Origin of the sequence: Burkholderia sp. Ed8, assembly GCF_040761425.1 — a bacterium.
Taxonomy (GTDB): Bacteria; Pseudomonadota; Gammaproteobacteria; order Burkholderiales; family Burkholderiaceae; genus Burkholderia; species Burkholderia seminalis.
In genome coordinates, this window is the sequence record NZ_CP142889.1 from 591,944 (window position 1) to 604,113 (window position 12,170).

Genomic DNA, 12,170 nt, shown 5'->3' on the forward strand with positions numbered 1-12,170 from the left:
GTCAAGGTTTCCGGGGGCCGCGGAAATGGGCGTACAGCGAATCGAGCACGGCACCCATCTCCGCCAGCAACGCGTCGTCGCCGACAAGGCGCTTGCGGGCGCCGGCCAGAATGGCCTCGAAGCCGCCGGCTTCCGGCACGCTCGCCCCGCCCACGTCCAGCGCATGCACCATCGCCCCCAGCCGGACGAGCCCTTCGTTGTCGTCCAGTCCGAAGCTGGCGACCAGGACCTCGAATGAAACGCGATCGCCCACATGCGTGAACGGAGCGCCGTCGAAATCGAAGCCAAGGGCATCGGCCGGGCATTCGGCGATGTTTTCCAGCCACACGAAGCGCGCATGCGGATCGATGAAGCGCTGAATCAGCCATGCGCAGGCGACGCGGTCCACCCACAGGTGACGCCGCGTCGCCCACACTTGCCCTTGATACCGGCCACGATCGCGCCGCGGAATGCCACCCTGGGCAGCACGCGGCTCGTCGGGGGATTTCACCGCTTCGATCGCAGCGGTGAAATCCCGCCATTGCGCACTGGCGCGCAGCGAGGTTTCGCCGGGAAAGAAATCGATGCTGCGAATGGCCTCATACGTGCGCGCGTGGCGACGGTGCAGACGATTGAGATCGGCTGCGGCGAGCTCGGGCAGTGTCTTGCGGTCCTCCGACAGCTCGGCGAGCCAGTCCGCGTAGTCGCCGCTGCGATCGAACAGCGCCTGGTACGCGTCCTCGTCGGACGCATCTTCCGGGCGGACCTGCAACAGCCAGGCTTGCCCCTCGCCCTTGCGCGCCTCGTCGGCCAGCTCGCGCAACTGCGCGGCCTGTTCGGCATGCGCCGGCAACAGGTAGGCACCGTCACGCAGTGCGCCGCAGCCGAGGGCCTTGACGGTCCGCCAGATGCGCATCCGCGCAGTCGCGCCGGAGGTCGGCAGACTGACGATCAACAGGAGCCAGGGGGCAGGAATCGCATTCATGAGGGCAGCATAGTTTCCCGTCACGAAGACTGCAATCCTGTAGAGATCGCTACAACACTTCGGGCGTGCACCAGCCTCGTCTCCCTCGAATCGGTAGCTGCCGCCACCAAACGGCCCCGGATGCCGATCGGTGGCCGCGCTTCGTCTCGACCCTCATCGGCATCATTCGGGCAGACAGCGGGGGCGTGACGACCATCGCTCTGCTGACGGCACGGGCCGGCAATGCGTCGCGGCCGGACTGGCGGCGGATGCCGTTGCGGAGAAGTTCGACGTGACCGAAACTGCACCCGAGCCGTTGCTCATTGCCATCGAAATCAGACAGGAGACGTTGCATGAACATCCGGATGTGGGCCCCCTGCGCCCTGGCCTTCGTTGCCATCACCGCTCACGCCGCCGACATCACGGGAGCCGGCAGCACATTTGCAGTCCCGGTTTACACGAAGTGGGCGGATGCCTATCGGAAGGCAGGCGGCGGCAAGGTCAACTACCAGGGCATCGGCTCGTCGGGCGGCCTGAAGCAGATCATCGCGAAGACGATCGATTTTGCCGGTTCGGACGCTCCGCTGAAGGATGAAGCGCTCGCGAAGGAAGGCCTGTTCCAGTTCCCGACGGTGGTCGGCGGCGTGGTGCCGGTCGTCAACGTGCCGGGCGTGAAGGCCGGCGAACTGACGCTGTCGGGCTCGGTGCTCGGCGACATCTACCTCGGCAAGATCAGGAAGTGGAACGACCCGGCGATCGCCGCGCTGAACCCGAAGGTCAAGCTGCCGGATACGGACATCGCCGTGGTTCGCCGGGCTGACGGTTCGGGCACCAGCTTCATCTGGACGAACTACCTGTCGAAGGTCAACGACGAGTGGAAGTCGAAGATCGGCGAAGGCACGGCGGTCAACTGGCCGACGGGCACGGGCGGCAAGGGCAACGACGGCGTCGCGGCCTTCGTGCAGCGCCTGCCGGGCGCGATCGGCTACGTCGAATGGGCGTATGCGAAGAAGAACAACATGGTCTACACGGCCCTGAAGAACTCGACGGGCACGGTGGTCGAGCCGAAAGCGGAAACGTTCAAGGCGGCCGCGGCCGGCGCGAACTGGTCGAAGTCGTTCTACCAGATCCTGACGAACCAGCCGGGCAAGGACGCATGGCCGGTCGTCGGCGCGACGTTCGTGCTGCTGCACGCGAAGCAGGACAAGCCGGCACAGGGCGCGGAAACGCTGAAGTTCTTCGATTGGGCATTCCGCTCGGGCAGCCAGACCGCCACGGACCTCGACTACATCACGCTGCCTGATTCGGTCGTATCTGAAATCCGCATGCAGTGGAAGACAAAAATCAAGGATGCTTCCGGTAAGGCGCTCACGTATTGAGCGCACCCCGGACGGTGATGTCCGCGTCGACACTGTCGGACCGCGGACGCCTGCCCTGTACCGTACCCAACCATTCAGGATAACGACATGACCGAATGCGCGCTGACCTTTGCCAGTCAGGCCGAGTGGGAAAGCTGGCTGGAGCAGAACGGCGGCACCGCGACCGGCGCATGGCTGCGTCTGGCGAAACAAGGCGCGGGGCAGCGAACCGTCACCTACGGACAGGCGCTGGAAAGTGCGCTCTGCCATGGCTGGATCGACGGTCAAAAGCGGGCCGAGAGCGAGACATACTGGTTGCAACGCTTCACCCCGCGCACCGCCAAAAGCATCTGGTCCAAACTCAACAAAGACAGGGCGGAAGCGTTGATCGCCGCGGGCAGAATGCGCGCGCGCGGCATGGTCGAAATCGAGAAGGCCCGGCAGGACGGCCGATGGAAGGCCGCGTATACGTCGGCCGGCAACTCGATCGTGCCGGACGACCTGCAGGCGGCCCTGGACGCCAATCCGCGAGCCGGAAAGTTCTTTGCAACGCTGAGCAGCCGCAACCGCTATGCCATTCTGTTCCGGATACAGAATGCCAAAAAGCCGGAAACACGGGCGCGCAAGATCGGCGAATTCATCGACATGCTGAACCGGGGCGAAACCATTCATCCATAGATCTTGCGCTTCCGACGGAGGCTTTCCTGATGCGGGCATTTCATTCAATCTGCCCGGATGGTCTTGGCGCCACGATGGAGTGCGGTGACGATCAGCGCCGCGCCCGCGATCCGGGCCGCTGTATCGAGCGATCGTTCCTGGCCGCGGATTCAATCGGTCGATCAACAGCAACTAGCTGCGGTATGGCAGATGTACAACGAACACCGTCTCGCTCGCGTCCGACCTTGCTTCAAGGGTCCCGTCATGCGCAGACGCAATTTCACGCGCGATGAACAGGCCCAGGCCCATGCCGTCATCGCCCGGCGCGTTGTGCGATTTGCCGGGACCGCGTTGGAGCGGATTGAAGATTTTCGCCAGCGTCGACGGGTCGAGGGCAGGCCCATGGTTGCTCACTTCGATGCATACGCCCCCGTTCGCCCGCGCAACCGAAACGCCGACCGGTGCATCCTGGGCGCCGTACTTCAGTGCATTGAGTACGAGATTCCCGACCAGCTGCTGGATTCGCTGGCCATCCCAGTACCCCGACAAATTCGATTCGACGCTCAAGTCGATCTGCCGCCTGGGGTATGCGGCGCGAAGCTCTTCGATCATATCCGTGACGATATCGCTCAGATCGGAATCATGTGGATCGATTTTGATCCCCAATCCCAACTGCGTCCGATTGAAGTCACACAAGTCGTCCAATAAGGACCTCATTCTGGCGCCACTCTTTGCGAGTCGCGCAGCAGCGTCCGTCACCGTCTCGCCGGCATTCAGCGACGCGAGATACGACGCCGTCAGCAGGATCGTCTGCAAAGGCGTGCGCATGTCATGCCCGAGCATGCCGAGCAGCAGGTTACGCGCCCATTCCACTTGCGCATTGAAATGGGTGACCGATTCCGTCACGGCCTGATCGATCGCTTCGTTGAAGCGCACCATGTCGCCTATGTGAGGGGCATCCGGGAGACAGTCGTCTATCCACATCCGCAACACGCTGGCGCGGAGCGCGCGGTACTCGGCGATCAATTGGTTGATGTCGAAGCCGCGCCCGGCGCGCGACTGAGCATGCGTTTGCGCGGGCGTATCGGCAGCATTGCCGTGCTCCTCAGCATGCCCTAACGACTTTTCCCGTTGTTGATCTCGCGTTTCCGGCGTCGAGATGTCTCTGACCAACGCCTCGAGAATTTTCCGGGCATCGTCGCGCAAGGCCATCGGCGACATGCCGTCGGCTGCGGGCATCAGGGTTCTGGCAAATGCCTCCCACTGAACCAGGATAGCTTCGATGTTATGTGTGATGAATTCAGACAAGCGCATGTCGTGTCCTCCGCGAAACGGGCGAACACCCGCGTTGCAGTCGACTGCGCAAGAGTTGAGCCTGAAGCATCGAGGGGATTCTTCTGGAGGATCGTACGTGCTGCTGGAAACTCGGAAGGTCGACGGACAATCCGACAACGCGCGTGGCGGCAACCGCCATGTGCTTCAATGTCGAGCCGTCGCTCCATCCGACTGGCGTGCACGAGCGTCGACGAGCCTGACGAGGCACGCTAGGCTGTTCGTATACGGCACTTCTACACCGACCTTGCGAGCAGCCTCGACTACGGCGCCATTGATTGCTTCAATCTCGGTACGCCGCCCGGCCAGCACGTCCTGCAGCATCGATGGCCGATGCGTACGATGATGGGCGAGCGCATCGCGCACGTTCGACACCACGTGCTCTTCGGTTGCCGAAATACCGAGCGCACGGGCGACGGCCATCACCTCCGCAACGATCTTCAGCGCCAATTCTTCACCGTCAGGGGTATTCGTCAACTCGCCGACCATGCATTGCGTCACGGCACACAGGCTGTTGAGGGCGGCGATAAATGCAACCTTCTCCCAAATCGCGGCCCAGACGTCGGGATCGACATGGCACGAGAGGCCGGCGTCGTTCAAGACCTGCACGGTCTGCTCGAGCGCGCTCGTATGCGCGCCGTTCGCGTTCATCAGTCGAATCGTGCCCTGGCCGTGCGAGCGGACGGCCCCAGGCTCTGACTTGTCGGCTGGCCACGTGGTCACGCCGACCATGATCCGGTCGGACGATACGGATCGGGCGAGCCGTTCGGCGTTCCCCAGGCCGTTCTGCAAAGACAGGATGACAGTGTCAGAGCCGAGTACGGCGCTTGCGGCAGCGAGTGCGGCGGTCGTATGCATCGTCTTCGTGAAAACGATGACGAGGTCGACGGGCTTGCTGGCCTCCTCCGGCCTCAGCGCGACGAGATTGCGCACAACTTGCTCGCCCGAATCGGTCGACAGCCGCAGGCCGTGGGCGCGAATCGAGGCAAGATGAGCCTCGTCGATATCGAGCAGGCTGACCGAATGACCTGCCAGCGCGAGGCGGCCGCCAAAGAACGAACCCATCGCACCGGCGCCCAGAATGGCGATCTGCATGGCACGCTCCTCAGAACGGATAATGGCGGGGGGCTGCAGGGCGATCCACCGCAAGTCGGTAAATTCCGCGCTACCCGCGCGGCCGCCGAATCGCCCGAAGCCGCTATCCTTGGCGCCGCCGAACGGCATTTGAGCTCCGTTGTATACCACCGGCCCATCGATACGGCAGATTCCGGATTCGATGCGCCGGGCAACGTTCATCGCGCGTGCGCTGTCCCGACCAAACACGGCCGCCGCGAGACCGTAGCGGTTGTCGTTTGCGCAAGCGATCACCGCATCGCGTACTGTCATGCCCTGCGCATTGCCGGCTTGATGGCCTTGTGGCGGAACGCTGTGCTCCATTTAGGTCTCCTGTTGTTCAGTACGGTTCTGGTGAACGCATTATCTAAACATCCTGCAGAATCCGGAATTGCCGATTTCGCCAAAAGGCATTACCTTCAGGCATGACTTTCAATCGCCAGCAGCTTCACGCCTCCGTCACGATCGCCTCAGTCTGCAGCCTCCGACGCGCGGCCGAAACCTTGCAGACGGACCTTGATGCGTGGGTCGACCCGTACAACGCTGAACGAGCGCCTCAGGGGTGCCGGTGTTACGGCAAGACACCGATGCGCACTTTCCTCGATTCACTCGCGCTTGCCAAGGAGAAACTCATTCCCCATTGATGCGTCGTTCTTTGTCGGTCCGACTACCTGTCAGATCGAGTCTCGGCTAATACAACTGACGATTGGTTGATGGCTGCCCCATGGTTGCTCACCTCGATGCATACGCCCCCTTTCGCCCGTGCAACCGAAACGCCGACCGGTGCATCCTGGGTCCCGTACTTCAGTGCGTCGAGCACGAGATTCCCGACCGGTTGCCGGATTCGCTGACCATCCCAGCGTCCTGACAAATTCGATTCGACGTTCGAGTCGATCTGACGCCTGGGGTACGCGGCACGAAGCTCTTCGACCAAATCGGTGACGATGTCGCTCGGATCGGAATCGTGCGGATCGATTTTGATCCCCAATCCCAATTGCGTCCGATTGAAGTCACACAAGTCGTCCAGCAGCGATCGCATCCTGGTGCCACTCCGTGCGAGTCGCGCTGCGGGCATTCGCCACCGTCTCGCCGGCATTCAGCGACGCGAGATACGACGCCGTCGGCAGGATCCTCTGCAAAGGCGTCGCACGTCATGCCCGAGCATGCCGAGCAGCAGGTTACGCGCCCATTCCACTTGCGCGTTGAGATGGGTGACCGATTCCGTCACGGCTGATCGATCGCTTCGGATACTGAATGTCGCATTCGTGCACCCAACGGCCGTGCGCAGAGATGGCGGAGACAGATAGGCCTTTTTCCTTTCAGCAGTGACGCTGGCGGCGTGCTGCGCTCTGGCGGCACGGCGGAATGACTTCCTCGCGGCTACCGAACCGTCTTCTTTCGCACCAGATCGACAAAGTTCTGGGCCGCGGGCGAAATCCCGTTCACTCGATGTACCAAGCCCAGACTTGCCGTCAGTTGCCCGCCTTGCAGCGCGAGATAACGGACGTCGTCCGCCCGGCTTTTGCGCATGCAGGAGGGCACGATTGAAATGCCCAGACCGCCCGCGACCAGATTGATCGTCGACGAAATCTGGGGGGCAAACTGCACGACCTTGGGACTGAAGCCGGCTGCCTCGCACGCCGACAGTACCTTCTCCGGGAGACCGGAGCGCGTGGTCCGCGCGTAAAGCACGAACAGTTCGTCGCGTAATTCGGCGAGCCGCACAGACTTGCGCTTGCCGAGCCGATGCCCCCTGGGAACCGCGACCACCATCGGTTCCGTCGACATCAGCAAAAACGCAATTGCGTCATCCTCGTCGACCGGCGGACGAACGAAGGCCAGATCGAGGCGTTCTTGCCTCAAGGCGTCCATCAACGGCCCCGTTCGATGTTCTTCCAGTGAAATTTCGACGTGCGGATAGAGGCTCCGGTATTCGTGTAGCGCCCAGGTCACCTCTTCGCGATACGACGCCGACTCGGTAAAGCCGATAGCCAGACGCCCGACTTTCCCCTGTGCGCTCAGCTGGCATCGCAGCCCCGCTTTCTTGACCTGCTCGAGGATTGCGCGCGCCTCCTCCAGATAAACCTTCCCGGGGACCGTCAGACTCACACGCCCCGGTTGGCGGTCGAACAATTGCACCCCCAGATCACGCTCGAGTGCTTTGATCTGCGACGTCAATGGCGGCTGTGCAATACCGATGCGCTGCGCCGCGCGTGTGAAGTGCAGTTCCTCTGCGACCACGACGAAGTACCGCAAATGCCTGAGATCCATACATTAAACGTATCGGGACTGCGACTTCAATATATTAGACGGGCTATCCGCGATTGCATAGACTTTGTTCATTCCTTGGCCCCTGCTTCGCGTGCCTCTTCAATCGCAAATCGTACTGTCATGCCAACGCGACGATCTCGTCATGGCTGGTCAATGGTCAGGTTTGCTTGACGATTCTCATCCAGACATGAACTTTCAATCCAACGACGCCCTCAAACCGCTTCTCGCAGACGGTCTGCCTGCGAGCCAGTTCTATTCTCTGGCCGTGCTCGAAGAGCGAGGTTTCGGCAAGATCTCGCGATTGCCACATTCGATCCGCATCATCCTGGAAGCGCTTCTGCGCAATCTCGACGGCATCAGCGTGCAGGAGCACCATCTCCGCGAGCTGGCCGCGTGGCGACCGAACGCAACCCGGGAGACGGAGATACCGTTTGTCGTGGCACGCATCGTGGCGCCTGATTCGTCCGGTGTGCCGTTGCTCGCTGATCTCGCCGCGATGCGCGAAGCGGCAGCACAATTCGACGTCGATCCTGCCGATATCGAGCCGCAAATACCCGTCGATCTCGTTGTCGATCATTCAATTTCCGTCGAGCATGCGGGAAGCGCCGACGCGCTGCGCAAAAACATGAGGGTCGAGTATCAACGTAACACCGAACGCTACACGTTTCTCAAATGGGCTGCCAACGCATTCAAGTCGTTCCGGATTTTTCCGCCCGGCACCGGCATCATCCATCAGGTCAATCTGGAATGGCTCGCACGCGGCGTCCATCAAAAGGACGGGGTCACGTACTTCGATTCGCTCGTGGGTACCGACAGCCACACCCCGATGGTGAACGGAATCGGTGTGATCGGTTGGGGCGTTGGCGGCATCGAAGCTGAAGCGGCCATGCTTGGCCAGCCGGTCACGTTGGTGGTTCCCGATGTGATCGGTGTGGAACTCATCGGTACGCCGGGTCCCGGCATCATGGCGACCGATATCGTCCTGACCGTCGTCGAAGCGCTGCGCGCCAGAAAGGTCGTCGGGAAATTCGTCGAGTTCTTTGGAGAAGGTGCAACGGGTCTCTCCGCGCCCGATCGATCGACGATCGCAAACATGGCGCCGGAATATGGCGCGACCGTCGCGTTCTTCACCGTCGACGAAAAAACCCTCGACTTTCTCAAGTCCGTCGGCCGAAGCGACACCGAGCTTGCCGCATTGAAGCGTTATTTCGAAGCCCAACAGATGTTTGGTATTCCAAAGCGCGGTGATATCGACTACACCGATACGGTGACGATCGACTTGTCCGCGGTTGTGCCGAGCGTCGCGGGACCTTCGCGTCCGCAAGACCGCATTCCGTTATCGACACTGAAAAGCAAGGTCCGCGAAATGCTGCCATCAACAGCCCGCGAAACCGGCAAGCTGAGTCACGGTGACATCGTGCTGGCGGCGATCACATCGTGCACCAACACGTCGAACTCGAATCTGATGCTTGCGGCTGGCGTTCTCGCGAAAAAGGCCGTAGCACATGGCCTGAAGACCGCGTCTCATGTGAAGACGTCTTTTACGCCCGGCTCGCGAGTGGTCAGCGCATATCTGAGGGCAGCCGGTCTGGAACAGTATCTCGACGCTCTCGGCTTTCAGGCCGTGGGCTATGGTTGCGCGACATGCATGGGGAATTCGGGTCCGCTGGCACCGGAAATACTCGAACAGATCGACGCTGACAATCTGAACGTTGCGGCTGTGCTGTCCGGCAACCGCAACTTTGAAGCGCGCATTCATCAGGCGATCAAGGCCAACTTTCTCATGAGCCCGCCGCTGGTCGTCGCCTTCGCCATTGCCGGCCGCAGTGATTTTGATCCTGAAAGCGAGCCACTGGGCCGAGGCGCGAATGGTGAATACGTGTATCTGCGTGATGTGTGGCCCACATCTGCCGAGCTCGCTGCCGTTTCGCCGTATGCCCAGAACCCTCGCAACGTGCCGGATATCTATCGGACTACTGCGGAAACGGAATTGTGGGACGCGCTGCCCGCGCCGGAAGGCGACGTGTTCACATGGACTGCCGGTTCGACGTATCTCAAACGCCCGCCGTTTTTCGACGGTGTGACGCCCGATCTGCCCCACTTGCCGGACATTCGGGGCGCGCGGGCGCTGGCGATCCTCGGCGATTCGGTGACGACCGATCACATCAACCCGGGGGGCGCTATTCCACCGGAATCCGAGTCGGGAAAATTCCTCCAGTTCCTCGGCGTCACGCCGCGTGACTTTAACAGCTACATTTCGCGCCGTGCCCACGATCAGGTGATGGTACGCAGCAGCTTCGCCAATGTCCGTCTGCGCAATATGATGGCTGACGGCGAGGAAGGAAGCGTAACGCGACATCAGCCGGATGGCCGGCGCATGAGCATTTTCGAGGCGGCGACGCGCTACAACTCGGACGGCGTGCCCATGATCGTGTTCGCTGGAGAAGAATATGGCAACGGATCCAGTCGTGACTGGGCAGCCAAAGGGCCGCGCCTGCTCGGCGTTCGCGCAGTGATCGCGCGCAGTTTCGAACGCATCCATCGCAACAATCTGGTCGGCATGGGCATTCTTCCGCTTGAGTTTCCGGACGGCGTGAGCGCGCAAACACTGCATCTGTCCGGCGACGAGTGGTTCGACGTGTGTGCGGATATGAATGCTTTACGCATGCGGCAAACCGTCGAAATGGTGATTCACCGAAGCAATGGAGAAACCGAAACCGTGTCGCTGCTGGCGCGCCTTGACTCGGCGATCGAAGAGACTTACTTCCGTCACGGCGGAATTCTCCCCTTCGTCCTGCGTGAACGACTGACGGGATTCAGTGCCGGGCAGGCTACCTGACCCTGCGACATCCGCATGCCACTGGCCGACACACATCGGCTGTCGCAGATCGTCCTTTAGACCCAAAACAGGCATGGATACATGCAGGAGACGCTATGACAATCGCAACAGACACTCGTACCGCATGCGACGTTGCGGAGGATATGCCTCGCATCGAATCATCCGGACGTCCGCGCATCCGCTCGATCGCCGGAGGCCTGGGCGGCAATCTGATCGAATGGTACGACTTCCTCACGTACAGCATTTTCTCGATCTACTTCGCGAAGTCGTTCTTTCCGAGCGATCAACCGACCGTCCAGCTCATGAACACAGCGGCAATTGCAGCCGTCGGTTATATCGCGCGCCCGCTCGGCAGCTGGTTGATTGGTCTATGGGCCGACAAGCGCGGGCGCAAATCCGCGCTCACCTGGTCGGTCGCAACGATGTGCATCGGGTCATTGATGATCGCCGTCACACCCGGCTACGAGTCGATCGGTGTGTGCGCGCCGATCGTGCTGATCGCAGCGAGACTGCTGCAAGGCTTGAGCATGGGTGGAGAATATGGCACCAGCGCGACCTATCTGAGCGAAATCGCGCCGCCACACCGTCGCGGTTTCTTCGTCGGTTTTTTGCAGGTGAGTGTCATTTCCGGCCAACTGGTGGCGCTCGGGTTGATGCTCCTGTTGCAGAAGACGCTGAGCGCGCATCAGATCGAGGCATGGGGCTGGCGGATTCCGTTTGCGATTGGCGGCGTGCTTGCCATGTTCGCGCTCTACATGCGTCGTAATGTGGTTGAGACGGCGGCATTTGAAGCAGCGCAGCGCGAGGAAGGACCGTCCATAACCGTTCAATTGCTGCAGCACTGGAGACAGATACTGCTCGCAATCGGCATGACCGTTGGCGGCACGGTAGGCTTTTATACGTACACGGTGTACATGCAGAAGTACCTCGTCAATACCGTCGGCCTCACGAAGGAAGTGTCGACGCTCGCCTTTACCTGCGCGTTGGTGTTTTACATGTTCCTGCAACCGCTATTTGGTTATGCATCGGATGTGTTTGGCAGACGTCCCGTACTGATCACGTTCGGACTGTCGACCACGCTGTTCTCCGTCCCGCTCTTCAAGGCGCTAAGTATGACGCACGATCCATGGGTTGCGTTCGGTCTGTCGTTCGCGGGCCTTTTCATGCTGGCTGGTTTCACGTCGGTGCATATGCTGGCGAAGGCCGAACTGTTTCCGGCGCGCATACGGGCCCTTGCGGTAGGATTGCCCTACGCTTTGACCACGGCGATCCTCGGCGGCACTACGGAGCTTGTCGCACTGAAATTCAAGGCGAGCGGGCACGAAGCGTATTTTTACTGGTACGTATCTTTGTGGGCCGCCGTCTCGTTGGCCGTCTATCTACGGATGCCCGAATCCAACAATCTTCACGCGCCAGATGACAGACAGTCCGCCGTCTGAGACGATAAATGCCCTCGGCGCCTGAAGGTCCGCACAATTCCCGCCTTTACAGGTACGGATACCAATACCTAGCCGGAAGGCGAACTTCGAGAGATCGCGTGCGTGCCACACCTGCGCCTGACGTGACAACGGCCGGCAGTGCAATCTTCGCCAGACCTACGCTCGTCGTTTTCGCCTACGCTCATCGCGCGACCGTCCGCGAATCCTGCTGGATCCCC

9 protein-coding genes and 2 pseudogenes are annotated in these 12,170 nt (G+C 61.1%); 5 read left to right on the plus strand and 6 right to left on the minus strand.

Going from position 1 to position 12,170, the window contains the following annotated elements:
* Position 1 precedes the first annotated feature (1 nt).
* Positions 2-964, minus strand: coding sequence for a chromate resistance protein ChrB domain-containing protein (locus tag VXM69_RS36925; protein ID WP_367190447.1), 963 nt, complete (start codon positions 962-964; stop codon positions 2-4).
* A 332-nt stretch (positions 965-1,296) separates the two neighbouring features.
* Here VXM69_RS36925 and pstS point away from each other — a divergent pair, with 332 nt between their 5' ends.
* Positions 1,297-2,322, plus strand: coding sequence for a phosphate ABC transporter substrate-binding protein PstS (gene pstS / locus VXM69_RS36930; protein ID WP_367190448.1), 1,026 nt, complete (start codon positions 1,297-1,299; stop codon positions 2,320-2,322).
* An 87-nt stretch (positions 2,323-2,409) separates the two neighbouring features.
* Positions 2,410-2,979 (plus strand): YdeI family protein, encoded by a 570-nt coding sequence (locus VXM69_RS36935; RefSeq protein WP_034191787.1) that lies wholly within the window; start codon positions 2,410-2,412, stop codon positions 2,977-2,979.
* 171 nt (positions 2,980-3,150) lie between these two features.
* Here the strand turns inward: VXM69_RS36935 and VXM69_RS36940 are convergent, their stop codons facing one another.
* From VXM69_RS36940 to VXM69_RS36950, 3 genes and pseudogenes are all read right to left on the minus strand, one after another.
* Positions 3,151-4,272 (minus strand): sensor histidine kinase, encoded by a 1,122-nt coding sequence (locus VXM69_RS36940; RefSeq protein ID WP_343726861.1) that lies wholly within the window; start codon positions 4,270-4,272, stop codon positions 3,151-3,153.
* Positions 4,273-4,437: 165 nt separating this feature from the next.
* A complete protein-coding gene (locus VXM69_RS36945; RefSeq protein WP_367190794.1) occupies positions 4,438-5,385 on the minus strand; it encodes a ketopantoate reductase family protein in 948 nt (315 codons plus the stop codon).
* 102 nt (positions 5,386-5,487) lie between these two features.
* Positions 5,488-5,727 (minus strand): annotated as a pseudogene (locus tag VXM69_RS36950) (aldehyde dehydrogenase family protein); the annotation flags it as partial.
* 173 nt (positions 5,728-5,900) lie between these two features.
* Between VXM69_RS36950 and VXM69_RS36955 the strand changes: the two are divergent.
* A pseudogene (locus VXM69_RS36955) lies at positions 5,901-6,047 on the plus strand (IS481 family transposase); the annotation flags it as partial.
* Positions 6,048-6,070: 23 nt separating this feature from the next.
* Here the strand turns inward: VXM69_RS36955 and VXM69_RS36960 are convergent.
* Together VXM69_RS36960 and VXM69_RS36965 are read right to left on the minus strand one after the other, a co-directional pair.
* Positions 6,071-6,442 (minus strand): sensor histidine kinase KdpD, encoded by a 372-nt coding sequence (locus VXM69_RS36960; protein ID WP_124669992.1) that lies wholly within the window; start codon positions 6,440-6,442, stop codon positions 6,071-6,073.
* A gap of 341 nt (positions 6,443-6,783) precedes the next feature.
* Positions 6,784-7,674, minus strand: coding sequence for a LysR family transcriptional regulator (locus tag VXM69_RS36965; protein WP_226252598.1), 891 nt, complete (start codon positions 7,672-7,674; stop codon positions 6,784-6,786).
* Positions 7,675-7,816: 142 nt separating this feature from the next.
* Here VXM69_RS36965 and acnA point away from each other — a divergent pair, with 142 nt between their 5' ends.
* A complete protein-coding gene (acnA, locus tag VXM69_RS36970) occupies positions 7,817-10,513 on the plus strand; it encodes an aconitate hydratase AcnA (RefSeq protein WP_367190449.1) in 2,697 nt (898 codons plus the stop codon).
* A 143-nt stretch (positions 10,514-10,656) separates the two neighbouring features.
* Positions 10,657-11,952: an MFS transporter gene (locus VXM69_RS36975; protein WP_367190795.1), complete on the plus strand. Its 1,296-nt coding sequence runs from the start codon at positions 10,657-10,659 to the stop codon at positions 11,950-11,952.
* The last annotated feature ends 218 nt before the right edge of the window (positions 11,953-12,170 follow it).